This is a genomic window from Pedobacter jamesrossensis (genome assembly GCF_042650905.1).
Lineage (GTDB): Bacteria > Bacteroidota > Bacteroidia > Sphingobacteriales > Sphingobacteriaceae > Pedobacter > Pedobacter jamesrossensis.
In genome coordinates this window covers 11575-36159 of record NZ_JBHSBY010000137.1, presented here as the reverse complement: position 1 = coordinate 36159, position 24585 = coordinate 11575, and the positions used below count along the sequence as shown (strand labels likewise).

Sequence of the window (24585 nt, the reverse complement as noted above, 5' to 3'; positions counted from 1 at the left end):
CTGTTTGTATATTTGTATGAAATATTATTTTAACTATTTAATTTTACGTCTATAACAAACATATACAAATGAATACCAATGTTATCAAAATTCATAAAAATGAATGTATTGGTTGTCAGGTAAAATCGAACTTGTCTTTCAGGCCGTTAGTTAATTACCTGAAAAACAGATTAAAAACAGAAAAAACTGTTAAATCGGAGTTTTATAGGTTCTTATTGGAAAAAATTGAGAAAGAGAATGCGCTGCTCGGCAATATAACCACACAAGAATTATCAAAGCATAAAGAAACATTAGAGTTAATTTTCACTATTCTTACGCCTCTAATGGCCAATGAGAATGAGATGTTCTGGGCATTGAGTACACCAGTACCCGATGAAATTTTCTTTAGCACAAATGCATTTTATCAATTTTTCAAAGATCACGATCCTAAATCGAATACTAATAAAAATAACGAGCCATCAGAAAAAAAACAAGTTAAGTTTATTTATAATTTGATATTGGATAGATTTTACAATTTCACTTCGGTACTGAAGAATGAGATTATTTATACACACGTAAATCCTGATAATAAATTAACGTCTTACTACAATATTCAGAATGATACGCAGTTTATCGATATTCAGCATGAAGGGGATTTGCCTGTGCTTAATTTTGAAGAACTAGCTAAGCACTTTCAGGAAGGAACCGAAACAGAATATTTGTTTGAGGTATTATCATTAAAAAACTTCACTTTCGAAGGCTTCAGCGTAATTTCTATAACTGATGTTACTCTGCAACATGCAATTGATGGTATTAGAAATGCGCTTGTAGATCATAATTATCAAACAGAAGCTTATAATCATGTAATTCAGGCACTAAAAACGCTTAGCAGAAATGGTAAAATTGAGTTTGGTTTAATGCCATTTTTAACCGTAAATAATAAGCTGGTTTTCGATAATCAAGATTTTTCGCAGAGCATGCTTATCAACTCTGCAAAAGCATCAAATATGGAAGAGGAAGTCTTCTATTCACTGGTTGATAAATACAAAGAAGACCCGCGGCCTATTTTTGTAAGTTCGATTAATGAAGACCAGATGGCTAAAGATCCTTTTTTAAGAGTTTTAAAAGCTGCGGGTGTTTGTTCTTATTCGGTTTTACCTATTTACTATAATACCCAACTTGCAGGTGTTTTAGAAGTTTATTCAAATGAAGAGATTATTGTAGACGATAAAATATTATCTAGATTAAGGCCTGCAATGCCCCTTATCGGACAGTTATTTCAATATAGTATAGAAGAGTTTAATGCCAAAATGGATGCTGTTTTAATGGATAAATTTACAGCATTGCAACCTTCGGTACAATGGAAATTTAACGAGGCTGTCTGGCATTTTATTCAGCAGAATAAGGAGAACAAAAAGCATAAGCCAATTGATACAGTTACATTTAAAAATATGTACCCATTGTTTGGTGCTATTGACATCCGTAACTCAACTGTAGAGCGTAATCAAGCCTTAAAGGAAGATATGCATGTTCATTTATTGAATATTATTAAAACTTTAAAAGGGTTGAGGAAATTTGTTCGTTTGGAGTTGATTGATAAATTAATCTTCAACTGTAACGATTGGATTGTTAGGATCAGCAATGTTGCATCTAGCAATGAAGAAATGCTTTTGAACGAGTTTCTAGCTGCAGAGGTTTATCCTTTTTTCTCAGTTATAAAACTAAATCATCCAGAAACAGGAGAAATTGTGGATGATTATTTTGCTGAAATATTACCAGAAACTGGATTAGCATACGAAAACAGAAGAAAACTAGAAGTTTCTATGCAATTGATAAATATGGAAGTTAGCCAGTATTTAGAAACTGCTCAGCAAAATCTTCAGGCATCTTATCCTTGCTATTTCGCTAAATTCAGAACCGATGGTGTAGAATATGATATTTACATTGGTCAGGAAATTGCTCCAAACAGACCATTTGATTTATTGTATTTGAAGAATATTCGTTTATGGCAATTAACATCGATGGTAGAAATTGCCCGTTTATCTAAAAGCTTAATTGGCGAAATGCCTAGACCTTTAGAAACTACTCAATTGGTATTTATCCACTCAAATTCTATTGATATTAGTTTCAGAAATGATGAACGCCGTTTTGATGTTGAAGGTGCTTACAACATTAGGTATGAAGTTGTAAAAAAACGTATTGATAAAGTATTAATAAAAGGAACGACTGAAAGATTAACGCAACCTGATAAAATTGCAATGGTTTATTTTAATGCCGATGAAGCTAAAGAATATTTCGAATATATTAAATATTTGCAAGACCAAGGGTACTTAAATGATGATTTAGAGCAGTTAGATTTAGAAGAACTTCAAGGTGTTTCTGGTTTAAAAGCGTTAAGAGTTGGTGTTAAATATTTAACTAAAGCCAAAAGAAAAGAGTTAGAGCAATCTAAAGCTCAAGATTTAAGTGTAAACTTAAATTAAGTATATTTTTAATAGCCTGTAAGATATTTAAATTTTACAGGCTATTTTTTGTCTTAAATTTATTGTTTCAAACTTCCGTTTTTAAAAATTTCGAAAGCAGTTTGATAATTCGCAATTGCCTGATTGGTTAGTGTTACAGGAAAACTAGTTTTTATCTGTTCATTTTTAGTCTTATTGTAGAGATAAGTATCAACCTTTTTTTGCGGACTTAAAATTACCAGGCTATCTCCTTTCATATAAACCAGTTTTTGGTAAGTGCCTAAAACTACCCTCGGTTTATAACTTTCGTCTAATACATTTTTGCCATAAAAACTGCTTGTGTATTTCCAGCCTAATAAACTCCAAAGCGTTGGAAAAAGATCAATCTGAGAGGTCATTTTACTAATATTCATTTTAGCAGTATTTGGCAAGTTTAAAATCATACAAGGAATTTGATATTTAGAAATATCTATCTCATTTTTACCTGCACTGCTTGCGCAGTGATCGGCAACTATAATAATTACTGTATTTTTAAACCATGGTTTGGTTTTTATTTTATTAATAAAATTACCAATTGCATAATCGGTGTATCGTACGGCAGCTTCTCTCGTGCCTACTGGTAAATCAATTTTATGGTTTGGAAAAGTATATGGTCTATGGTTGGATGTTGTCATAATGAAGTTATTAAAAAGCTTATTTTCTTTATACTTTTTATCCGCATCTTTTATAACTACATTAAAAATATCTTCGTCACAAATACCCCATGCATTTTCAAACGTTACATCGTTATCCTTAATTAAAGTTCGGGTTCCATCATAAGTTTCGTTTAGCAATTTTCTGCCTCTATCAACAATGTTGTAACCATTATTGCCGAAAAAGTGATTCATATTATCAAAATAACCATCACCACCATAAAAAAATGTGTTGGTATAGCCTTGTTGTTTAAAAACATGACCAACTGTAAAAAGATGTTCGTTATCCATTCTGCGCACAATACTACTGCCTGGTGTTGGTGGAATAGAAAGTGTTAACGCTTCCATACCACGAACAGTTCTAGTTCCGGTTGCATACATATTACTAAAGAATACGCTATGATTTGCAAGTGTATCTAGGTTTGGTGTAAGGTTTTGGTTATTGCCATAATGTTCTAGAAAATCAGCACTTAAACTTTCCACTGTAATCATAATTACATTTGGTTTGTAAGTTTGGTTTGTGTTGGTTATTTCCCTTCTTATTGATAGACCTTTAGAAAAAATTGTTCCAGTTTCGGTAAGTTCTTCCTTAACTAAAGCAAAGGCTTCTTTATCATTTATCAGTTTGTAAAAATCGGTATAGTTTAATTCATTGTTTTTAAAAGCAGCAAAAAATGAATATATACCAGCTTTACTTAATTCATTCGCATAGCGATTGTTTCCGCTTTCTGCCCAACTATTTTTAACAAACAAACTAAATAGAACGGCAGAAGAAATTAAAATAGAGGAAATTAAAAGTCTTCTGCTAAATGTTATATTGGAATTAAAACTGTTTTTAAAAATATTTAGCTTATAAAATGTGTAAGTAATTCCAATTGCAAGAAGTAGCATGCCCGATATTAAAAGTGGAAGTGGGTATGATTCGTTAATATTATTAATAACCTCGTAAGTGTAAATTAAATAATCTACTGCTATAAAATTAAACCGGCTTTCAAATTCTTGCCAAAAAGTTAGCTCGGCAAAAAATGAAAATAACGTTATCATAACAAAAAAGAATAACGCTGCCCAACTAAATATTTTGTTCCATTTTTTTAAATAAAATTTATTTGGAACTATAAGTAGAAAAATAGAATATATTGTGATAATTAATAAACCAGATCCGAGATCAAAAAAAAGCCCTGATAGATAAATCCTAACAATTTCCAATACTTTAAAATTGGCATTTCTACTTGCAGATTCTATTACAAGAATTGTTCTTATCAGAAATGAAAAAGTTAAAAAATAAACAAGAAAAGCAAATAAAATTGAAAATCTGCTTTTAAAAAGATTAGCCATCGATTATGAATTTCTGCAAAATAGCAAGTGATTCTGAAGAAAGACTGAAGATGTGTTTTTTTTAAATATAAAAGGCGATGATTTCTCATCGCCTTTTATAAATAATTAGATATTAATTATTTAATTAGAGCTGCGGTTTCAATTTCTTTAGCTTCAGTTGAACTGATGTTAGTTCTTAATGCTGCAAATCTATCAATAGTTAGCTTAGGTGTTTTGCCCATTACTAAAGTGTGGTTATCTGTTGCACCGCTTAATTTTAATTCAGCATTACCTTCTATAACTGTGTATAACCCTTCTGTAGTCGAACTAATATCTGCGTGTGCACTTCCTTTTATAAATATTTGTAAAAACCTGGTTTTTAACTTGCCACTTGTTTTAACAATAACATTGTCTGAAGCTTCAATACGATAAATGTCATTAACATAAACGATTAATTTACAAGCCTCTTTATCTGTTGAACTGATGCGTAACAGATCGCCTTCTTGCGTAATTTTTGCTTTGCCTGTATTATCTTCTGTGTAATTTATGCCATCATTTTGTCTTTGTATAATAGTAATTTCAACATTTCCTTTAACAGAAACTCTTTTAAAAGTGGTAGGAGCTGAAACAGTTTTAGGTTTTTTTTCTGCTGCTAATGCGCTTGTTGCAAAAATTGAAGATGTTAAAACGATAGCTGTTAATGATGATGCGATTAAGGTTTTGATTGAGGTTTTCATAATGCTGTTATTTATAATTATTTGTCAATTAGTTATTTAAGATTTTCTAAAGGTTTTGTAGATAAGACGCAGGTAATCAAAAAACGTTGCAGGCTAAATAGGGGTTTTATACAAGCTCTTGTAACTAATCGACGAACAGGATTATAAACCGGATGAACTGGCATTGTAATTTTTAAAAAAAAAGTAAAATGAAATAGTATTAATCTCATCAATATTCTTTTTCTTATCTTTATAAGAAATTAAGCGGTTAGCTGTTATGAAGAAAAAAGTTGTTCTTGTTCAGGATAACAAGGATATTTTGGATATTATGGATCAGGTATTAGATGAGGAGGGATTTAATGTTACATCCTCTTTAACAACTGAGCCTATTGAGAAAATTGATGAAATTGAGCCAGATGTTATCGTTATAGACGATCATATTAAAGGAACAAAGAAAGGCTCTAAAATAGTTAAAGAGTTAAAAACCAACCCCGAAACGGAGGATATACCTGCTGTTTTAACTTCAACCTCTGATAAATTACCAGAAATTGCAGAAGAAAGCAAAGCAGATGACTTTATTCAAAAGCCATTTGATATTGACCATATGGTTGACGTAGTGAAAAAAAATGCAGGATAATTAAAGTGTTGGCTTAAAGGTATTTGTTTTTACTTTTGCCTTTAATTCATGCAAAATTGTGTATAAACCAAAGTTGGTTCGATTTACATAAATAAAATGCTTTACACCTCTAGCTTGTTTAAATTCGGGCATTTTAGCAATTTTTTCACCATATTCATATAACTTCTCAAAAAATTCGTTTTTGCTAAAATCGAAAGATTCGTTAATATATGGTTTAGCAAAAAGTTCAATCATTTCTTTATACGATTTATAGTAGAATTCAACCTGAGCAGATGTATCATCACTGTGAATCATATCCAGTTTTCTAAAAGCGTCAATTGTTTTAGCTTTATCCTGAATAACATCAGTAGAAATTAAAGAGAAAAACGGATTGTAAAAATCATCCGGCATTTCTTTAATGCATCCAAAATCAATTACTCCAAGTTTTTCATCGGGCGTAATCATAAAATTTCCTGGATGAGGATCTGCATGTACAGCTCTTAATTCATGCTGCTGAAAATTATAAAAATCCCATAAAGCCTGACCAATTTTATCTCTCAACTCTTGCGAGGGATTTGTTTTTAAAAACTCTTTCAAGTGCAAGCCGTCAATCCAATCCATAGAAATAATACGCTTTCCAGATAATTCAGGATAGTAAGTTGGAAAAACTACATTATCGAGGTTTTTGCAAGCTTCAGAGAATTCTATAGAGCGTTTAACCTCTAATTCATAATCGGTTTCTTCCAGTAACCTTTCTTCTACTTCTTTTATATAGATATTCAATTCCTTTTCAGACATGCCAAGTAGCCTGAATGCAAAAGGCTTTACCAACTTTAAATCGGATGAAATACTATCACCAACACCAGGGTATTGTATTTTAACGGCTAATTTTTTGCCATTTAAAGTAGCCTGATGAACCTGACCTATTGAAGCTGCATTTGTAGAACTAAGATTAAAACTATCGTAAATTGTTTCTGGCGTTTTGCCAAAACTCTTGGTAAATGTTCTTACAATAAGTGGTCCGGAAAGGGGCGGAGCATTGTATTGAGATTGTGTAAATTTGTCAACGTAAGATTTTGGAAGAATATTTTTATCCATACTTAACATCTGCGCAATTTTTAATGCGCTTCCTTTAAGTTCGCTTAACGATTTGTAAATATCTGTCGCATTGTCTTCATTCAATTGTTCTCTATCTAAATCAGGATTGAATAACTTTTTCGAATAATGCTTTATGTAATTGCCGCCAATTTGAAAACCTGTTTTAACAAATTTTGCCGAACGTTCTGCTTTTGTAACCGGAATACTCTTTTGCTCTTTCATTTATTTTTATAACCCCATGCGCTCTTTAAAATTCCCATTTCTGCTCAAAAATTTTCCATACTCAAATAAATTATCAATAGGAGAGTGTTGGAACAAATCGAAAGTAACATTTATGCCTTTTTCTATTGCTTCATCTGTTTTTTCAAAACCATCACTATCATCATTTACCCAAAAATTTAATATGAAAGCGAACTGAATCCATAAAGCATCTTTATACCTTTTACTTAAAAACTTACGTTCTGCAAGCTCGCCACTTTCTAGGCCCTCATTAATAATTTCTTCAGCAAAATTTTCAAAAATTGGCTTTACACCAGCAAGCACTGTTGGTGTAGAAAATTTGCCTTTAAAGTTTTTTAAGCTGTAAATTATAAAACTACGCTCGTTTTTAAGGTTTTCTACATAGCTGTAAAAAAAAGAAAGCATTTTTTCTCTAGATGAATATTGAAACCAAACCTCTTGTTCTTTGATTTTTGAAATGGTTTCAAAAGTTAATTCAAACCAGATATTTTTTTCTATACTTTCAAAAGAAGCATAAAACTGATAAAATTCAGCTTCGGTAATTTTAAGTTTTTTAACAAAACTGTAAACTGATTTCGGTTTCTCATTGTTAGTTAAAACATAATCGAGATAAGCCTTACGTATTTGCGGAGAAGTTGCCATATACCTATTTTTTACAATTATAACGTTTATATCAAATGCTTGTTTTTTATTCTTGCCATTTGTTAATCATGATATTGTAATAATCATTTTCAAATTATTTGAAAGTTAATATGTTAGCTAATTTATTTAGTTTTAAAGGTTTTTTTGTGGATATTTAAGTTTTTATTTGGCTAAAATATTTAGTAATATTGTTTGGTAATTTTAATTGAATATTAAGGAGTGAAGGCATGATACAGGTTAACGATATACTTTATGGCAAAATGGAATTGCCTCAAATATTTGAAGACATTTTAGCTACTGATGCATTGAAGCGGTTGGCTGGTGTGCATCAGAGTGGTGCTATATATTTGGTTAATCCTGATATATGCCATTCCAGATTAGAACATGCAATTGGCGTTATGATGTTAATTAGAAAACTTGGAGGTTCTGAATTGGAGCAAATAGCCGGTTTACTTCATGATGTTTCGCATACAGCATTTTCTCATGTTGGCGATTATGTTTTTGATAATAAAGAAGAAGATTATCATGAAAAAGTATTTGCAGAAATTTTGTATAAATCTGAAGTTCCTGATGTTTTGATAAAATATGGATATAACGTTAATCAAATCGTTTTTGGAACATTTAATATTTTAGAGCAACCAATGCCTGCTTTATGTGCCGACCGCTTGGATTATACGCTGCGTGATGGGGTTTATGCTGGAATTATATCAAGGCAAAGGGCAATAGAATTTTTAAATGCAGTTACTTTGAAGGATGGGCAAATTGCAATTAATGCTGAAAAAGAAGTATTGTGGATTAATGAAACCTTTGTGCGTTTAAATGATGAAGTGTTTAAGCTGCCACTTTATCTTTACGCAAATGGCAAAATGGCCGAATTAATAAAAAAATTCATCGATAAAGGAATTTTAACAGAAAGTGATATGTTTAAAACAGATACGATGTTGCTTAATAAAATTAGAAGTACACTTGTTGGTTATGAGGCTATAAAGGCCATAAAACAATTGAAAGGTTTTTCAGAGTTTATGAAATATGGTGCTGTTCCTAAAGTGAAAGCAAGAACATTAAATGCCTTACTCGTATAGCTGCGTTTTAATTTAGAGCATTATTGTACTTTAAATCGTATATTCAGTAAAAAATAAATCATGTCTATTTTAGAAATTGTCTTAATCGGAGTTATAGTTGTTTTAATTTTTGGGGGCAAAAAAATACCTGAATTAATGAAAGGTATAGGAAGAAGCGTTAAAGAATTTAAAAATGCTAAAAACGAACCACCAGTAAAGTAAATTTAGTTGTTAAAGCAAAATGAATATTTAAATAAGATTACACTGATAGCTTTTTTTAATGAAAAAAGATTTTTTTTAAAAAAAGTGTTAATTTTTTAATACTTGCTTTTCTCGTACTTTCTTAAATAGTATATTGCTTTTCTATTTTTATAAAAATGCAAACTATTTCAGAATTAGGTTAATAGCAATGAAAAAGGCTGTTTTATTAGTTTTTGTTGTTATTTCAATTTTACTTACCAGTAAAGTTTTTGCGCAAAATGTTTCTAATGAAGGAACAGATTTTTGGGCTGTTTTTCCAACTCATGTTCCATCAGGTGGCTCTTTAGCAAATATTGCAGTTTTTGTAACTTCAAAATTTGATTCTGAAGTTACAGTTAGTTGCGGTACCTGGTCTCAAATCCTACCTATTCCTGCTAATACTGCCGTTCAATTCGATGTGCCAAGAGAGAATGCTTATATTAATTTTTCTGAATCAAATGTTAATCTCTTAAATAGAGGTATTCATATTAAAGTTACAGATGGTAAACCAAAAGTTTCGGCCTATACTCATATATACGGCAATGCCAGATCTGCAGCATCTTTAATATTGCCTTATGAAACTTTAGGACAGACATATTATTCGATGAATTATACTCAAAGTAATGGTGGTAATAATTACTTGGCTATTGTTGCTGTTGAGGATAATACGACAGTTCTTCTACACGAAAAAAGTGGTGCAACCAAAACAATAACCTTACTAAAGGCTGGCGATGTTTATGAATATATTTCTGGTTCTGCTGATTTAACAGGTGTATTTGTCGAAACAGACCCTTCTACATCATCTTGTAAAAGATTTGCTGCTTTTTCTGGCACCTCTGTAGTTACAATTGCCTGTAGCGGTTCTCAAGATCCATTATATCAACAACTTTATCCTACTGTAAGTTGGGGTAAAAATTATGGAGTTGTTCCATTTATTAATAGAAAGTACATTTTGCGGATTTTGGCGCAAGAAGATAATACAAAGGTTAATTATAATGGACAAACATATACTGTCAATAAGGGTACGTTTATAGAAAGCGGTCAATTAACTGAGTCTACATTTATTTCAGCCGATAAATTAATTAGTGTTGCACAATATTCTCTAACTCAAGCCTGTTCATCAGTTAGTGGAGGTTTAATAATTGGCGATCCTGAAATGGTGATGCTAAACCCAATAGAATTTAATATTAAAGGAGTAACTGTGTTTTCGTCTCCTCTGCAGAATATTGCTGAGCGCTATTTAAATATCTTAATTAGAGCAAATAAAACCGCTACATTTAAAATAAATGGCGTAGCACCAGTTGTAAACTGGAATACATTATCTGGAAATACAGCTTATGCCTATGCTCAGATTCCTGTTACCGATCTTAGTTTAACGCTAACTGCTGATGATGGCTTTAATGCAATAGCATACGGATTCGGGCAGGCAGAATCTTATTCTTATTCTGCTGGAACAAACCTTTCTTCAAACAACTATCTAACGGTGGTTAATGAAGCAAAAAACGAGGAAAGTCCAAATGGTTGTATTGGGCAGCAAGTCGATTTTAAAGTTAATCTACCTTATCAACCCGATAAAATTACTTGGAAATTAGATGGTCAACCAGAGTTAATAAGTCCAAGCCTTATACCAGAAGTAAAAATAGTAAATGGGCAAACCATTTATGTTTACCGTTATCCAGCAAAAAAAACCTATACAGTTGCAGGCGAATACCATTTAAATGTAATTGCTCATGTGCCTGATAATGCAGTGAACTGTCAAAATGGAGATCTAGAAACGAACTATGTTTTTACAATTTATGATCTTCCAACTGTTGCTTTTGATGTAGCTGCAACAAGTTGTGCAAAATCGGATATACTTTTTACAGATAAAAGTGCATCTAATGCGGTAGACTTTGCAATTACCGAATGGTTATGGGATTTTGGAGATGGTAAAAAATCAAACGAACAAAACCCGAAACATCAATATGCAGCTGAAGGAAATTACACGGTAAGTTTAGTTGTAAAATCTGGTACTGGTTGTTCGTCTAATGCGTTACAGAAACCAGTTAAAATATTTCCACTTCCGGTTTCATTATTTTCATCAGCAAGTAATACCTGCATTAATACCGATTATTTGGTAAAAGATGAGTCTACAATAAGCAGCCTCCAAACAAGTAATAAAATTGTGAAGTGGAGTTGGGATTTGGGTGATGGAACAAAAATTGATAAAATAGATGGAGCACCATTTTCTTACAAATTCGCAAGTCCGGGTGTATTCACCATATCGCTGGTTACAACCTCTGCAGAAGGATGTGTTAGCATCGCCTTTACAAAGAATGTAACCGTAACTAATTTACCTATTGCTGATTTTAGCTTACCTGATGTTTGTTTAACTGATGTTTTTGCTTTGTTTGTAAATAAATCTGTTGATGTAACTGGCGGAACAGATTTTTTTAAATACGAATGGGATTTTGGAGATGTTGCTGCAAATGCAACAAATCCAAATACGTCAACAGATAAAGATGGAAAGCACAGATACATAGAATCGGGTGAGTACACCGTTACTTTAAAAATTACTAATATTAATGGTTGTATCACAAGTAGAACGCAGAAATTTATAGTGAATGGAGCCGTTGAAAAGGCTGGATTTACGGTTCAGAACGAAAATAATTTATGTAGTAATCAAGATGTGGTAATTAATAATACTTCTACCATATTGATAGGTAGAATTACCAAAATATTAATATATCAGGATTATTTAAATGCACCAGAAGTTTTTCAAACAATTGTTTATCCAACAGGAGATAATATCCACTTAACTTATCCTGTTTTCGGTGGCAATGCAGATAAAAACTTTACCATTCATTTGGTTGCTTATTCTGGAGAAACTTGCAAAGACTCAACTTCGCAGATAATTACCCTAAAACCATCTCCAATATTAGAATTTGCTGATATTCCTTCTGTTTGCCAAAATGATGGTTCGGTAATTATTAACCAAGCGAAAGAAACTTTTGGAATTATCGGGAAGTACAGTGGAAAAGGTGTAGATGCGGATGGAAATTTTAACCCAAGAGTTGCTGGCGTCGGTCAGCATGAAATAACCTATACTGTAAATGCAGCAAATGGTTGTGCAGATAGTATAAAGAATGTAATAACTGTTTATGAATCGCCAACTGCAGATATGGGAGCCACGCTTTATATTTTAGCTGGTGGTGAAGTTAAAATACCAGCGGTGGCTCAAGGCTCTGGTTTGATTTATAAATGGAGCCCATCTATTGGATTAGATCATGATGATGTATTAAATCCAATAGCATCGCCACAAAAAGATACCAATTACTTACTTTTAGTTACAACAAATGAGGGTTGTACTACAACAACATCTGTTACTGTTAAAGTTTTGCAAGCCTTAATACCTCCAAATTCGTTTACACCAAATGGTGATGGAGTTAATGATTTTTGGAATATTAAATATTTGGATAGCTATCCAAAAGCAACAATAGAGGTTTTTAATCGTAATGGGGGAAGAGTTTTTTTTAGTAACGGATATAAAATCCCTTTTGATGGTAGTTACCAAAATGGACCTTTACCTGTGGGGGTTTATTACTATATTATCAATCCAAGAAATGGCAGGAAAACTGTAACCGGACCGCTAACCATAATCAGATAAAAATTGAAAAAATATCTACTAGTAATTGCGTTATTTATTTCTTTTGAGGCTTTAGCGCAACAAAAGCCTCAATATACACAGTATATTTTTAATCAATACCTGTTAAATCCTGCCTTATCAGGAATTGAAAATTATATTGATTTTAAGGCTGGCTTTCGCAAGCAATGGGCAGGTATAGATAATGCACCTCAAACTTCTTTTGTTTCAGCACATTGGGCTTTAGGAGATAATCAGTTGTGGAGTAATGCATTAACCTCATTTCCAGAACAAACTGGTAATCCAATGGATAGAAATTATATGCAGAATTATACTTCATCTCCTGCGCATCATGGCATGGGCGTAACCGTGGTTCAAGATAAGGCAGGACCTTTGTCCAGAATTGATGCTAATTTAACCTACGCTTATCACTTGCAGTTAAGTAATAGTTTTAATTTATCTGTTGGTGCAGCTGCAGGTGTTTCTAGTATAAAATTAGATGTAAATTCACTTGTATTTCCTGATACACAAACCGATCCTGCTATCTCCAATGCAATAGTTAGCCAATTAAGACCCGATTTAAGTGTGGGTATTTGGCTATATGGAGCTAGAGTTTTCGCAGGAGTTTCTGCACAGCAAATTTTATCACAGAAATTAAGTTTTACAAATTCTGATAATTACAATACAGGAAAAGAAGTTCCACACTTTTTTGCGACGGCAGGGTATAAATTCTTTTTAGATGATCAGATTGCCGCTATTCCATCAGTTATGGTTAAGTATGTTCAACCTTCACCAGTTTCGGTAGATTTAAATATGAAAGTTGCTTTTAAAGATAAGATATGGTTGGGTGGTAGTTATAGAAAAGATGATTCTTTCTCTGCTATGGCAGGATTTAATATTGGTAAAATGGTTAACTTAACCTATTCTTATGATTTTACAACATCAGATTTGAATACCGTAAGTAATGGTAGCCATGAAATTGTGCTTGGCTTATTGCTTAACAATATTTACAAAGTACCATCGTATATTAAAATGTGGTAGAATTTGGTTTGTTGGAGATTAGTTTTTTGGTCTTTAGGTAAATCTGCTAACCAAAAAACTAAACATGAAAATAACTATCTATAATTCTTTCCTTAATCTAGCTACCGGAATATTCATTTGCTCACGATATTTTGCAACAGTTCTTCTTGCAATATTATATCCACGTTCTTTTAAAATTTCAGTAAGCTTTTCATCTGCCAGTGGTTTGCGTTTATCTTCGCTACCAATGCAATCTTCAAGAATTTTTTTAACCTCTTTGTTAGAAACTTCTTCGCCATTTTCTGTTTGAATAGCCTCCGAGAAAAAAGATTTTAATAAGAATGTGCCAAATTCAGTTTGAACATATTTAGAGTTTGCAACCCTAGATACTGTTGAAATATCCATATCAATCTTATCCGCAATATCCTTTAAAATCATAGGGCGCATTTTACGCTCATCGGCAGTTAAAAAATATTCGTATTGATAATGCATAATTGCATTCATGGTTTTAAGCAAAGTTTGTTGCCTTTGTTTAATTGCATCGATAAACCACTTTGCAGAGTCTAATTTTTGCTTAACAAATTGAACGGCTTCTTTAAGTTTTTTATCTTTCGATGAAGCTTTATCATAATGCTCAAACATTTCCTGGTAAGAACGACTTACCTTTAATTCCGGAGCGTTTTTCGAGTTTAATGTCAATATTAAAATCCCATCATTATTACTGATATGAAAGTCAGGAATGATTTGCATTTGCTTGGTCGTAACCTGATTTGCATCCCCTGGTTTAGGGTTTAAGCGAAGAATTTCGTTAACAACTTCTTTAAGTTCTTCACTATCCAGGCCTAAACTTTTCTCTAATTTATCATAATGTTTACGCGTAAATTCATCAAGGTAATTTTCAACAACATTCATAGCCTTCACTATAATGGGATTGCCTGCGTCTTTCCTTTTTAGTTGAATTAATAAACATTCTTTTAAATCTCGGGCACCAATACCCGGAGGGTCAAAGCTTTGAATAAGTCTTAACATTTCCAGAACATCTTCTTCCTCAACCATAACGTTTTGAGAAAACGCCAAATCATCAATCATCGAGCTTAGCGGACGACGTAAATAACCATCATCGTCCAAGCTTCCGATAATTTGCTTGCCAATAATAAAATCCTGGTCAGAGAGTGGAATTAAATCAAGTTGTTCCTGAAGACTTTCAAAAAAAGTACTTTCTATTGCAATTGGTGTTTCCTTTTTCTCTTCATCATCATCACTATTATTATAATTAGTGCTATAATCGTTGGTGCTGTCGTCTTGTAAATAATCATCTACATTAAACTCATCCATGCTATTGTCATCCGATGATTTTTCATAATCATCTGGACCATCGTTTAAATCGTCATATTCACCTTTGGGTTCGTCTGCCGTCATTAAACTTGGGTCTTCAAGCGCCGGATTCTCTTCAAGTTCTTCTTTAACTCTCGTATCTAAAGCAACGGTAGGCACCTGCAACAACTTTATAAATTGTATTTGTTGAGGTGATAATTTCTGTAGTAACTTTTGCTGTAGGTGTTGCTTTAACATATTTTATATAAAAGAGTGGGGCAAAAATAAACAAATCATATCAAATATTCTGTAGATATTAATCTAATGATGCAGAGAATTTAGTTTAAAAATTTCGATAAACGTTTGTTTGCAAACTAATGTTTGTTATTTTCGTTCTTAAATCATTCTATAACTTAATTAATTATGGGCTTTGCAAAAGAATTTAAAGAGTTTGCCATTAAGGGCAATGTTATGGACCTAGCGGTCGGAGTAATTATTGGAGGAGCTTTCGGTAAAATTATCGATAGTGTTGTTAATGATTTGGTTATGCCGGTAGTTGCAGCTATTATTGGTAAACCTGATTTTAGTAATATGTATGTAGTTTTAAGAGGTACTGTTGCCGAAGGAACTGCCTTAGCAGATGCTAAAAAGGTTGATGGTGCTGCAATTTTTGCATACGGTAACTTTATAACGGTTGCTATTAATTTTTTACTCTTAGCATTGGTTATTTTTATGATGGTAAAAGCCATTAATTCAATGAAACGCAAAGAAGAGGCCGCGGTAGCTGCTGCTCCACCTGCACCAACAAAAGAAGAAATTCTTTTAACAGAAATTAGAGATTTGCTTAAAACTAAGGCATAAAATATAAACAAAACCGCTGATTATCAGCGGTTTTGTTATTTAAAAGCTTCGGTTAATTTTTGGATTAGTGATAATAATATAATCGCCTAAATTTTTAAATTTTCCCCAATCTGGGTTGTCAAAGCTTTCATCAGAAAAAGATGAAATATTCAGGATTTGTAGTTTTGGAGCATATTTTTGAAGTTGTGCTAGTGTGCCCAGTTTTTCGTCACTATGAAATCTTCCATTTAATTGAAATACTTTAACGTTTTTATGGGTTTTGATAAATTTAGCGATAGACCAAGCCATTGTAGCATCCCAAAAATTTTGAGTTTGATAAACTTTCATTGATCCCATGCTGTGTCCGCCCAGTAGATCAGTAAATTTTTCATTATATCTGCCTGTTGCAGTATCAATAGGCAAAGGAGGTAAAAATGATGAAGATGTTTTTGGAAAGTTTTTTAATGTTTCCAGGCCACCTCTGGTTACGGCATTACTATATCTTGTTGCGGCGTTACCACCAATAATAGTAAGTTTTTGCGCTTTTGCATATTCAATTAAAGGTCTGTAATCTTTATAGTTTGGCCACGCTCTGGCTTCTTTGGTAAAATTCTTTTCAGAAATTAAATCGGCTAAATATTCATCAATAATCGGTTGTATATCGGTGTGAAACATTTCTAAGGTTAGCACTGTTTTTTGCGGATATTTTTCGTTTAATTTTTTAAAAATTTCTGCTTCAAGATAATGCCCGATAGAATCGTTGTGCTCTTCTCCAAAAAATAATACGTCTGCGCTATTCATATCTGTAATAATATCATCAACAGAAATAATTTTTTGTTTTTTTACATCATATATTTTGTAATTGCTTTTGATATCTTGAGCATTCAGGTTTACACAAATAAACATGATGCATATTGTTAAGAGAAATTTCATGCTGTCAAATTACTAAAATATTTTTCACCGATGAAATTTAGCAACTCACCGCCTTTTGGCTATTTTTTGCTGAATTGCTATGCTTACAATATTTCTTTATAGATACTTTTGGTTATTAATAATTGCACAAATGGAAAATTTAAATAATAATAATATAACCAATAACCGTTCTGGCAGAATGCTCAGCGGATTGGTAATCGTTTTCATCGGCTTAGCATTTCTTTTAGATAATATAGGGTTTAATGTTCCGCATTGGGTATTCAGCTGGCATACACTTTTAATTGTAATTGGTCTTTTTGTAGGTGCACGACGAAATTTTAAAGGTGCTGGTTGGTTAATTATGGTATTAATTGGTTCTTATTTTACTATTGATGACATAACAGGATTAGATTTTGATGCTTCGAAATATGCTTTAGGAATTGGATTAGTGATTTTAGGTGCTTACTTAATTTTTAAACCTAAAGGTTCTTTTAAGAAAGCGGGAAATAAAAATCGATTTGATGATACCTTCAACTCATCAAATGATGACATTAACGCAACCCAAGATAGAAAAGCAAGCAGTCATGATTTTGTTGAAGCAACTGCTGTATTCGGAGGAAGCAATCAGATTATTTATTCTAAAAATTTAAAAGGGGGCGATATAACTGTAGTTTTTGGTGGTGCCGATGTTAATTTAACACAAGCAGATTTTGTTGAAAATGCATTCTTTGATGTAACTGCGGTGTTTGGTGGTGTAAAATTGGTTGTTCCGCAGAATTGGGTAATCAAATCGAACGTAACTCCAATATTTGGAAGTATTGAAGATAAAAGAGGGCATTTAATTCCAACAGGCGAAGTACAAAAAACATTAATTATAGATGGAACAGTAATGTTCGGTGGAATTGAAATAAAAAGTTTTTAAGTAATAAAAAGGCTCAAATTAAATAAGTGAGCTTGTGGATGGGATAGAGGTAAGTTCAATCGATTTGAAAGCAAAATTGATTGAAGCTTATCTGCAAATTTAAAAAACCTAAACTAAACTTATAAGTTTTGACAACAAGACCATTATCAGTTCCACAAATTCAAAAAATATCACTGGTGTTTGCTATAGCCTGGACTATTTTATGTGGGATAGGACTTCACTATGTAGTCAATTTTTCTTGGATAATAGCTTTTACAGATAGTGTTGTTAACAATTTTTTACTTGCAATTGCTTGTGTTGGGGTAAGTAATATGTTAGGCTATTATCAACCTAAAAATGAGCGTATTTTATACGTTTTGATTATTAGCTTGGCTTTAACGTTCGTAATTATATATGCAGCAAAATATAGTTTAGGTTATGTATTTGCCGATTTTAAAAACTATTTGGATTTTTATAATTTCTCCTTTACTTTTCGTGGATTAATATGTTTCATGTGTTTGGGATGGTGTGCTTTAGCAAATATTTTATGGTATCGGTTAGAAGAACAATCTGAAACTCAAACCAGACTTTTAACGGCGCAAAGCTTAGCTAAAGAAGCCGAATTAAATAAATTAAGGCATCAGCTTCAACCACATTTTCTTTTTAATAGTTTAAACTCTGTTTTTGCTTTAACAATGGTAAACCCTAAAGAAGCAGGGGTAATGATTACTAAATTAGCTTCCTTTTTACGAGGAACGCTAAAAAGAGATGACGAACTTTGGGTTTCAGTTGAAGAAGAAATGGAGTATATTCAACTTTATTTAGATATCGAAAAAGTCCGTTTCAGTCATAGATTAAAGATTGAAGTTAATGTAGATGAAGAAACACATAGGCTTTGTTTACCTGGTACTTTACTACAGCCAATTGTAGAGAATGCAATAAAATTTGGCCTATACAATACTTCAGCTGGCATAACAATTAAAATTGATGTAACGGTAGAGCAAAACATATTAAATTTAAGAGTACAAAATCCTTTCGACCCTGAAATGAAAGCTACCGGTGGAACAGGATTTGGTTTAACAGCTATTAAACGACGATTATACCTTTTGTTCGCAAATCCACATTTGTTGCAAACAGAAATTGAGGCAAATAATTTATATATTACAACCTTAAAAATTCCTCAAAAAAATGATCAGGACCATACTAATTGATGATGAGCCTTTAGCAAGAGATATTGTAAAATATTACCTTTCAGAATATAAAGAAATAGAGATTGTTGCAGAATGCTGCGATGGTTTTGAAGGCTTAAAAGCGATAACTCAACACAAGCCCGATTTAATTTTTCTTGATATTCAAATGCCCAAAATAAGTGGTTTTGAAATGCTTGAACTGGTTGAGGATAAGCCTGCCGTAATTTTTACTACAGCTTTTGATGAGTTTGCGATAAAAGCTTTTGAAGTTAATGCGGTAGATTATTTATTGAAACCTATTGATAAAACCCGCTTCGATTTAGCCATTCAGAAATTACCAGCGAGATTAAACCAGACTGAAAATACAGAAGCTGTTTTAGATGCGGCAGCTAAAAGTCCGGCACAAAATAATAGGGTAGTAGTTAAGAAGGATGGTGTAATTAAAATTATTCCAGTAGCTGATATTAATTATTTGGAGGCCGATGATGACTACGTGAAATTAAGCACAAGTGATGGTTCGTTTTATAAAAATAAAACCATGACTTACTTTGAGCAAACTTTAGATGCTGGTCAGTTTATACGAATACATCGTTCTTATATTATTAATTTAGCTCAGGTTACTAAAATAGAGCTTAAAGAAAAAGATAGCTACGTAGTATTGCTTAAATCGGATATATGGTTGCCGGTAAGTAAAACAGGTTATGTGAAATTAAAAGCTGCTCTAGGTTTGTAAGCCAACTTGCAGCTTTAAATAGTAGAAGAAACAGTTTTTAATTAAACCCGACTTTAGCGAGAAAGCCCCGATTTTCTCGGGCTTGAAGCGTAGGCGGGGCTGCATTTTAAAAAGAATTACTACATTTGATTTTCGAATAGAAAAATAATAATTAAACAGACTTGCAATTGTAGAGAAATCGCTTTATATTTGCACCTCTTAATTTTGAAATTATAATAAGATAATATACAGTCATGAAAAGAACATACCAACCTTCGCAAAGAAAGAGAAGAAACAAACACGGCTTCCGCGAAAGAATGGCAACAGCTAACGGCAGACGAGTATTAGCATCACGTCGTGCTAAAGGAAGAAAAAGATTAACAGTTTCTGACGAACGCAAGCATAAAGCATAATTTTTGATTGCTTTTCCGTTAACTCGGAATCGGCAGATCAAAATCTGCAATTATCAATCAAAAGTATATGTACACATTCAAAAAAGAAGAACGGTTATGCAGCAGGAAATATTTAGACCTGTTGTTTAAAAACGGTTCTTCTTTTTTATTATACCCTTTTCGGGTTTCCTATATCTTTATTGATGAACCAACTGATGTTCAGGCTCAAGTGGTTATCAATGTTCCTAAAAAGAGGTATAAAAGGGCTGTAGATCGTAATTTGCTTAAACGCAGAATTAGAGAAGCTTATCGCCTAAATAAAGAAGAAAATTTTTATACTCAATTACCTAAAGACAAGGGTTTACTTTTGTTTTCGATACAGTTTGTAGGTAAAGAAAAATACGAATTTGCTTTTATCCAGAAAAAACTTATTGCTACTTTCAAGCGTTTTCAAGGTTTAATTCAACCAAATGGGGTACATTAATAAGGTATTTGGCTGGTTTTTTTTAGGTTTGATAAGAGTTTATCAATATGCTATTTCGCCAATGCTGGGTGCAAATTGCAGGTTTACACCAACTTGTTCTCAGTATGGAATCGAAGCAATAAGAAAGTACGGGCCGTTTAAAGGTGGTTGGATGGCCCTGAAAAGAATTGGCAGATGTCATCCTTGGGGTAAACATGGGCACGACCCGGTGCCTTAATTTTGTTACGAGTTACAGGTTTTAAGTTATAAGTCTGTATGTAAAAAAGATTGTCGCAAGTTTTAGGTTACAGGTCGGTATAAAAAAGAAAAACAATAAAAATTCGCAACTTATTAAACTTTTGTTCAAAATAAATTCCTAACCCATAATCATGGCTAAAATACTTCAAATAGAAACTGCTACAGCTGTTTGTTCCGTTGCTTTATCGATTGATGGTAAAACTGTTTCTGTAAAAGAAGAAAGTGGTCAAAACCTTCATGCAAGCAATTTAACTTTGTTTATTGAAGAACTAATGATTGCTTCGAAACTCGAATTAAAAGATTTGGATGCCATTGCAATAAGCAAGGGGCCAGGTTCATACACTGGCTTACGCATTGGAGTTTCTACAGTAAAAGGTTTATGTTTTGCTTTGGATAAACCGTTAATTGCTGTCGAAACGTTAAAAATGATGGCTTCAGGTTTCATTCTTGAAAATCCTGATTATGATGGTTTAATTTGCCCGATGATTGATGCAAGAAGAATGGAAGTGTACACAACTGTTTTTGATACCCACCTAAATGTATTGGAAGAAACGTCGGCAAAAATAATTGATGAAGATAGTTTTGCAGAATTACTTTCGGCTAATAAAATTACCTTTTTAGGCGATGGTGCTCCAAAATGTGAAGATGTTTTAAATCATACAAATGCTGCTTTCAGTACTTCAAATTTTAATTCTGCTGGCAACATGTCTTTACTAGCAGAAAAAGCCTTTAAAGAAGCTAATTTTGAAGATGTTGCTTACTTTGAACCGTTCTATCTAAAGGATTTTGTGTTAACTCAACCTAAAAAGAAGGTTTAACTATTTCCTTTTAAATATTGAAAACAGGTTTTTAAAGAAGCTACCACCTTCATTATCATTTATGCCAGGCATAACATCGCTAAATTGAGGGTGGTTGACAATGTTCCCGAATTTAATGCCAACACCCATGTAAAAGGATGCGCCAACTGAACCAGTACCGGTTGCGTCATTTCTTAAAATTGAGTTAGCCGTGCTTGCGCTAGAAATTAAATTATCTGTACCCATAAAAATTTCAAAATTAGGGGTTTGATATTTGCCTTGTAGGCCAACCATAAACACATTGTTTAAGTTATAAAGAGGGGTTACGCTAGCCGATAAATCATTGTATTTAAATGTGTTGATTAAAGCAATATCTCCGCCTTTATAAAATAAGTTTTTTGAAATTGCCAAAGCTGGTTTGTAAAAGCCATAGCTTTTAGATAAGTAAACATCGGCTTTTGCATTTGTTAATGCTGTAAATTTTTTCGGTTGTTCTGATGATTCAAAAATGTCTTTTATTTCTTTGTTTATATTACTTTGACTGGAGCTCAAATCAATAAAATTTGGCGTGGTCATATTAACAGTTGTTTTATTTGTATTGTTGCGCCACCAGATAAAGCCTAAATCTTTAACGTTTGCCATTAAAAATAATCCTTTTTTAGTGGTGTAGTTCGTACTAAAACCAACAGAAACACCAGGGTTTTTAAAAGTTGGAATAACTGTATTTCTTGATATTTTATTTTTATCGTTAAAGTTGCTGGAGTACGTGCCTGTAAGACCAATATCCAAAATATTATTTTCCGGGTCGATATATAAATGAGAATCAGAAATGTTTAAATCGTTATACACAATACCACTCAATAAACTTGCTTTTACACCAAATGCCAACCTCTTGTTATAATTTTCGCGATAAGTGAAGCTAAACTGATGATAAGATTGTTGATAGCCTTTTGTGTTGAAGATATCAGGCAAATTTGTATTTTTTGGAAATCTTGAGTAAGAATCAAATATGGCGAGTGATTCGTTTGTATAATCTACTTGTGAATCTGTTCTAACTTGCCAAGCAAAGCCCATTTCTTTTTGGTACTTGTAAGATTGGAAAATACGAAGCGTGAGTACATAAACATTACTATTTGCATAGAAGTGGTTAATTTCGCCGGTATTTATCGGTAAAGTTCTGGTATCGTTTGCGCCATCTACAATTAGCCTCCTAATTGCAGATTCAGCGCTACCTGTATTAGCCCCATTTACACCAAAATAGGGTAGGAAGAAATTTGAAGAAAATCTTCGGGAAGAATCTAAAGTAAATGATTTTTGTGAAGGATTTTCAAATGCATCGAACATTGTTTTTGTTCCAAAAAGCGCATATTGCTGACTGAACAAATTTTGAAATGATGCTAATAAAATTACGACAAGTAAAATTTTCTTCATGAAATTGGTTCTTGGCTGGCTGTTATTTAACGATTGGTTAAAGAGTCTGGTACTTTTGATTCTAAATATTTGTTTAAAAGCATGTTAGTGATAAATTTATCTTTATCGGCACTCATTTGATAGTAAAAAGTATCAAAACTTTTTAATCCGCTATCTGCTCTTAAATGTTTGTAAAAGGGCAACAAAATATTGTTTCTAAAAATATCTGCAGAGTTTTTTGTGTTAATATAATAACCAATATTCGATGTAGTAGAAAGTTGGTTTAAAGCATCTAGATATTTTGGTGTTTGAATAAGTAATCTATTGTTTTTGTAACTGTTTAAAAATGATTGAACAGTGCTTGCATTATTAGCGAAAACTAAGTTGTTATCAATAATAGTGTAGTAAGGTCTAGCAAATTTTTTAAAAGGTTCGCCAAAGAAATTATATAAAATATCTGATGATTTAAATATTTTAATATCTTCATCATAATCTGCGCTAATATCTAAAAGAAGTTGTTTTACTTTTTCTCCGTTTAACAATGTAATAGCACCCAATTTTTCGCCGGTACCAAGTTGAAAACTAATAAATTGGTTTTTTACATAAGGTATGAAAATGTTATTAAGATCTACTCTATATTCGTTTTTAACTGAATTTTTAACTGATGCTATTTTCTTTTCCTCATTTTTTTGAACTTGCCAGTCCTGCAATTTCTTAAACCAGTTTTTGTAGTCGTCAAAAGCATAAACTGCATAATTCGCTGTATTATCTGGTAATAGATTGGTTATAGAAATACTTTGAGTAGCAATATTTTCGAATAATTTTAGATAGTTGTCTGTTGCTTTTAGTTCAGTATTTCCATTGAATAAAATTTTCTCTTTACTGAAATTATAACTTAACGATGCGAAACTATTTTGCTTATTTAATATCGATATTTCTCCATTTATGTTTCCGGCAAGTATATTTTTTAACAATAACGGAGCCTGATTAAAATTAATGTAAAGATGAGCGAGCACATTTTTATTAAGCAAATTATTTTGCTTAATATATTCTGTAAAAGGATTTTCACTCAACCTATTGGCCGCATCGGTTATTAATTTTTTAGAGGTTGATGCGGTTAATACTTCATTTTGTACACCCAAAAAAACACTCAGGCTATCACTAAGTTTAAGCGTGTAGATATTCCCTGCATCCTTAGAAATCTTTTTCTTTACTCTTAACGACTCGTATAACTGTTTGAAATTTTTATCTGCTTCGATTTGAATTGTTATTAAAAAGTTTAGCGTTTTTTCTTCATCAGGTAGAATGCTTAAATACACTTGTTGGTCTTTTAAAAAGCTATTCAAAGTGTTATCATTTACGATGTTTTCTTTAAAACTGGCCAACAACTCAGTTTTTTGCTTACCTAAAACTTGTTGTAGTAAGCCTTGCCCTTCAATAATCTGGTAAAAACTTTTGTCGTTTTCGAAGGCGAAGATAAGAGCTGCGTTATTTGTTGCAGATTGTAGCGCTAAGTCTTTAGCATTATTTTCATTATTCAATTTAGAAAAATAGATGTATGCCATAAAGCCTACACCCGTAATCAATGCAATTAATAGAACTAATAGTTTTCTCATCTGTTTGTTCAACAAATTTAAATTATTACATCCATTTGTACGAAGTTCTTACTCAATTTATTAATTTAGCGATTGCTT

Annotated in this window: 22 protein-coding genes; 14 read left to right on the top strand and 8 right to left on the bottom strand. The window is 32.3% G+C overall.

Annotated elements, in window-relative coordinates; all coding sequences use genetic code 11:
• The first annotated feature begins 68 nt into the window (after positions 1 to 68).
• A complete protein-coding gene (locus tag ACFOUY_RS16480; protein WP_378962276.1) occupies positions 69 to 2462 on the top strand; it encodes a GAF domain-containing protein in 2394 nt (797 codons plus the stop codon).
• A gap of 59 nt (positions 2463 to 2521) precedes the next feature.
• On the opposite strand, the gene ACFOUY_RS16475 is transcribed toward ACFOUY_RS16480, so the two are convergent.
• Positions 2522 to 4177, bottom strand: coding sequence for an LTA synthase family protein (locus ACFOUY_RS16475; protein ID WP_378962274.1), 1656 nt, complete (start codon positions 4175 to 4177; stop codon positions 2522 to 2524).
• A gap of 407 nt (positions 4178 to 4584) precedes the next feature.
• On the bottom strand, positions 4585 to 5184 hold the full coding sequence (locus ACFOUY_RS16470; RefSeq protein ID WP_378962271.1) for a GIN domain-containing protein: 600 nt from the start codon (positions 5182 to 5184) through the stop codon (positions 4585 to 4587).
• 256 nt (positions 5185 to 5440) lie between these two features.
• Here ACFOUY_RS16470 and ACFOUY_RS16465 point away from each other — a divergent pair, with 256 nt between their 5' ends.
• Positions 5441 to 5800 (top strand): response regulator, encoded by a 360-nt coding sequence (locus ACFOUY_RS16465; protein WP_378962269.1) that lies wholly within the window; start codon positions 5441 to 5443, stop codon positions 5798 to 5800.
• On the opposite strand, the gene ACFOUY_RS16460 is transcribed toward ACFOUY_RS16465, so the two are convergent.
• Together ACFOUY_RS16460 and ACFOUY_RS16455 are read right to left on the bottom strand one after the other, a co-directional pair.
• Positions 5801 to 7099, bottom strand: coding sequence for an ABC1 kinase family protein (locus tag ACFOUY_RS16460; protein WP_378962267.1), 1299 nt, complete (start codon positions 7097 to 7099; stop codon positions 5801 to 5803).
• Positions 7100 to 7105: 6 nt separating this feature from the next.
• Positions 7106 to 7759 (bottom strand): TetR family transcriptional regulator C-terminal domain-containing protein, encoded by a 654-nt coding sequence (locus ACFOUY_RS16455; RefSeq protein ID WP_378962264.1) that lies wholly within the window; start codon positions 7757 to 7759, stop codon positions 7106 to 7108.
• 227 nt (positions 7760 to 7986) lie between these two features.
• Between ACFOUY_RS16455 and ACFOUY_RS16450 the strand changes: the two genes are divergently transcribed.
• From ACFOUY_RS16450 to ACFOUY_RS16435, 4 genes are all read left to right on the top strand, one after another.
• Entirely contained in the window at positions 7987 to 8841 is an 855-nt protein-coding gene (locus ACFOUY_RS16450; protein WP_378962262.1) for an HD domain-containing protein, read from the top strand.
• Between the two features lie 60 nt (positions 8842 to 8901).
• Positions 8902 to 9042 carry a Sec-independent protein translocase subunit TatA/TatB gene (locus ACFOUY_RS16445; protein ID WP_378962261.1) on the top strand — a complete coding sequence of 47 codons (141 nt, stop codon included), beginning with the start codon at positions 8902 to 8904 and terminating at the stop codon, positions 9040 to 9042.
• A gap of 187 nt (positions 9043 to 9229) precedes the next feature.
• Positions 9230 to 12706 carry a PKD domain-containing protein gene (locus ACFOUY_RS16440; RefSeq protein ID WP_378962259.1) on the top strand — a complete coding sequence of 1159 codons (3477 nt, stop codon included), beginning with the start codon at positions 9230 to 9232 and terminating at the stop codon, positions 12704 to 12706.
• A 3-nt stretch (positions 12707 to 12709) separates the two neighbouring features.
• The gene (locus ACFOUY_RS16435) at positions 12710 to 13723 is read left to right on the top strand and encodes a PorP/SprF family type IX secretion system membrane protein (protein WP_378962258.1); all 1014 of its coding nucleotides are present in this window, start codon (positions 12710 to 12712) and stop codon (positions 13721 to 13723) included.
• A 78-nt stretch (positions 13724 to 13801) separates the two neighbouring features.
• Here ACFOUY_RS16435 and rpoN read toward each other — a convergent pair whose 3' ends face one another.
• Entirely contained in the window at positions 13802 to 15274 is a 1473-nt protein-coding gene (gene rpoN / locus ACFOUY_RS16430; protein ID WP_378962256.1) for an RNA polymerase factor sigma-54, read from the bottom strand.
• A gap of 165 nt (positions 15275 to 15439) precedes the next feature.
• On the opposite strand from rpoN, the gene mscL reads away from it, so the two are divergent.
• Complete coding sequence (mscL, locus tag ACFOUY_RS16425; protein ID WP_378962254.1) at positions 15440 to 15877, top strand: large conductance mechanosensitive channel protein MscL; 438 nt, start codon at positions 15440 to 15442, stop codon at positions 15875 to 15877.
• Positions 15878 to 15916: 39 nt separating this feature from the next.
• Here mscL and ACFOUY_RS16420 read toward each other — a convergent pair whose 3' ends face one another.
• The gene (locus ACFOUY_RS16420; protein WP_378962252.1) at positions 15917 to 16762 is read right to left on the bottom strand and encodes a ChaN family lipoprotein; all 846 of its coding nucleotides are present in this window, start codon (positions 16760 to 16762) and stop codon (positions 15917 to 15919) included.
• Between the two features lie 157 nt (positions 16763 to 16919).
• Here ACFOUY_RS16420 and ACFOUY_RS16415 point away from each other — a divergent pair, with 157 nt between their 5' ends.
• The 7 genes from ACFOUY_RS16415 to tsaB all read left to right on the top strand — a co-directional run bounded on the left by ACFOUY_RS16415 (position 16920) and on the right by tsaB (position 21502).
• Positions 16920 to 17690, top strand: coding sequence for a LiaF transmembrane domain-containing protein (locus ACFOUY_RS16415; RefSeq protein WP_378962250.1), 771 nt, complete (start codon positions 16920 to 16922; stop codon positions 17688 to 17690).
• A gap of 128 nt (positions 17691 to 17818) precedes the next feature.
• Positions 17819 to 18880, top strand: coding sequence for a sensor histidine kinase (locus tag ACFOUY_RS16410; protein ID WP_378962249.1), 1062 nt, complete (start codon positions 17819 to 17821; stop codon positions 18878 to 18880).
• On the top strand, positions 18858 to 19592 hold the full coding sequence (locus ACFOUY_RS16405) for a LytR/AlgR family response regulator transcription factor (protein WP_378962247.1): 735 nt from the start codon (positions 18858 to 18860) through the stop codon (positions 19590 to 19592). The genes ACFOUY_RS16410 and ACFOUY_RS16405 overlap by 23 nt, the downstream gene beginning before the upstream one ends.
• Positions 19593 to 19825: 233 nt before the next feature.
• Positions 19826 to 19984, top strand: a complete 159-nt coding sequence (rpmH, locus tag ACFOUY_RS16400; protein WP_010601723.1) for a 50S ribosomal protein L34 — start codon at positions 19826 to 19828, stop codon at positions 19982 to 19984.
• 67 nt (positions 19985 to 20051) lie between these two features.
• Complete coding sequence (locus ACFOUY_RS16395; RefSeq protein ID WP_378962246.1) at positions 20052 to 20447, top strand: ribonuclease P protein component; 396 nt, start codon at positions 20052 to 20054, stop codon at positions 20445 to 20447.
• Positions 20434 to 20664, top strand: coding sequence for a membrane protein insertion efficiency factor YidD (yidD, locus tag ACFOUY_RS16390; protein ID WP_378962244.1), 231 nt, complete (start codon positions 20434 to 20436; stop codon positions 20662 to 20664). Before ACFOUY_RS16395 ends, yidD begins: the two co-directional genes overlap by 14 nt.
• A gap of 151 nt (positions 20665 to 20815) precedes the next feature.
• The gene (gene tsaB, locus ACFOUY_RS16385) at positions 20816 to 21502 is read left to right on the top strand and encodes a tRNA (adenosine(37)-N6)-threonylcarbamoyltransferase complex dimerization subunit type 1 TsaB (RefSeq protein WP_378962241.1); all 687 of its coding nucleotides are present in this window, start codon (positions 20816 to 20818) and stop codon (positions 21500 to 21502) included.
• Here the strand turns inward: tsaB and ACFOUY_RS16380 are convergent, their stop codons facing one another.
• Both ACFOUY_RS16380 and ACFOUY_RS16375 read right to left on the bottom strand, forming a co-directional pair.
• Positions 21503 to 22912, bottom strand: coding sequence for a DUF5723 family protein (locus ACFOUY_RS16380; protein WP_378962239.1), 1410 nt, complete (start codon positions 22910 to 22912; stop codon positions 21503 to 21505).
• Positions 22913 to 22938: 26 nt separating this feature from the next.
• Positions 22939 to 24507, bottom strand: coding sequence for a hypothetical protein (locus ACFOUY_RS16375; RefSeq protein WP_378962238.1), 1569 nt, complete (start codon positions 24505 to 24507; stop codon positions 22939 to 22941).
• Positions 24508 to 24585 lie beyond the last annotated feature (78 nt).

Bases quoted from the DNA above. Each gene is read 5' to 3' on its own strand.
- ACFOUY_RS16470 (WP_378962271.1), bottom strand. From the start codon at position 5,184: ATGAAAACCTCAATCAAAACCTTAATCGCATCATCATTAACAGCTATC.
- rpmH (WP_010601723.1), top strand. From the start codon at position 19,826: ATGAAAAGAACATACCAACCTTCGCAAAGAAAGAGAAGAAACAAACAC.
- ACFOUY_RS16475 (WP_378962274.1), bottom strand. From the start codon at position 4,177: ATGATAACGTTATTTTCATTTTTTGCCGAGCTAACTTTTTGGCAAGAA.
- ACFOUY_RS16420 (WP_378962252.1), bottom strand. From the start codon at position 16,762: ATGTTTATTTGTGTAAACCTGAATGCTCAAGATATCAAAAGCAATTAC.
- ACFOUY_RS16440 (WP_378962259.1), top strand. From the start codon at position 9,230: ATGAAAAAGGCTGTTTTATTAGTTTTTGTTGTTATTTCAATTTTACTT.
- ACFOUY_RS16465 (WP_378962269.1), top strand. From the start codon at position 5,441: ATGAAGAAAAAAGTTGTTCTTGTTCAGGATAACAAGGATATTTTGGAT.
- ACFOUY_RS16455 (WP_378962264.1), bottom strand. From the start codon at position 7,759: ATGGCAACTTCTCCGCAAATACGTAAGGCTTATCTCGATTATGTTTTA.
- ACFOUY_RS16450 (WP_378962262.1), top strand. From the start codon at position 7,987: ATGATACAGGTTAACGATATACTTTATGGCAAAATGGAATTGCCTCAA.
- yidD (WP_378962244.1), top strand. From the start codon at position 20,434: ATGGGGTACATTAATAAGGTATTTGGCTGGTTTTTTTTAGGTTTGATA.
- ACFOUY_RS16445 (WP_378962261.1), top strand. From the start codon at position 8,902: ATGTCTATTTTAGAAATTGTCTTAATCGGAGTTATAGTTGTTTTAATT.
- ACFOUY_RS16395 (WP_378962246.1), top strand. From the start codon at position 20,052: ATGTACACATTCAAAAAAGAAGAACGGTTATGCAGCAGGAAATATTTA.
- tsaB (WP_378962241.1), top strand. From the start codon at position 20,816: ATGGCTAAAATACTTCAAATAGAAACTGCTACAGCTGTTTGTTCCGTT.
- ACFOUY_RS16380 (WP_378962239.1), bottom strand. From the start codon at position 22,912: ATGAAGAAAATTTTACTTGTCGTAATTTTATTAGCATCATTTCAAAAT.
- mscL (WP_378962254.1), top strand. From the start codon at position 15,440: ATGGGCTTTGCAAAAGAATTTAAAGAGTTTGCCATTAAGGGCAATGTT.
- ACFOUY_RS16415 (WP_378962250.1), top strand. From the start codon at position 16,920: ATGGAAAATTTAAATAATAATAATATAACCAATAACCGTTCTGGCAGA.
- ACFOUY_RS16405 (WP_378962247.1), top strand. From the start codon at position 18,858: ATGATCAGGACCATACTAATTGATGATGAGCCTTTAGCAAGAGATATT.
- ACFOUY_RS16460 (WP_378962267.1), bottom strand. From the start codon at position 7,099: ATGAAAGAGCAAAAGAGTATTCCGGTTACAAAAGCAGAACGTTCGGCA.
- ACFOUY_RS16480 (WP_378962276.1), top strand. From the start codon at position 69: ATGAATACCAATGTTATCAAAATTCATAAAAATGAATGTATTGGTTGT.
- rpoN (WP_378962256.1), bottom strand. From the start codon at position 15,274: ATGTTAAAGCAACACCTACAGCAAAAGTTACTACAGAAATTATCACCT.
- ACFOUY_RS16375 (WP_378962238.1), bottom strand. From the start codon at position 24,507: ATGAGAAAACTATTAGTTCTATTAATTGCATTGATTACGGGTGTAGGC.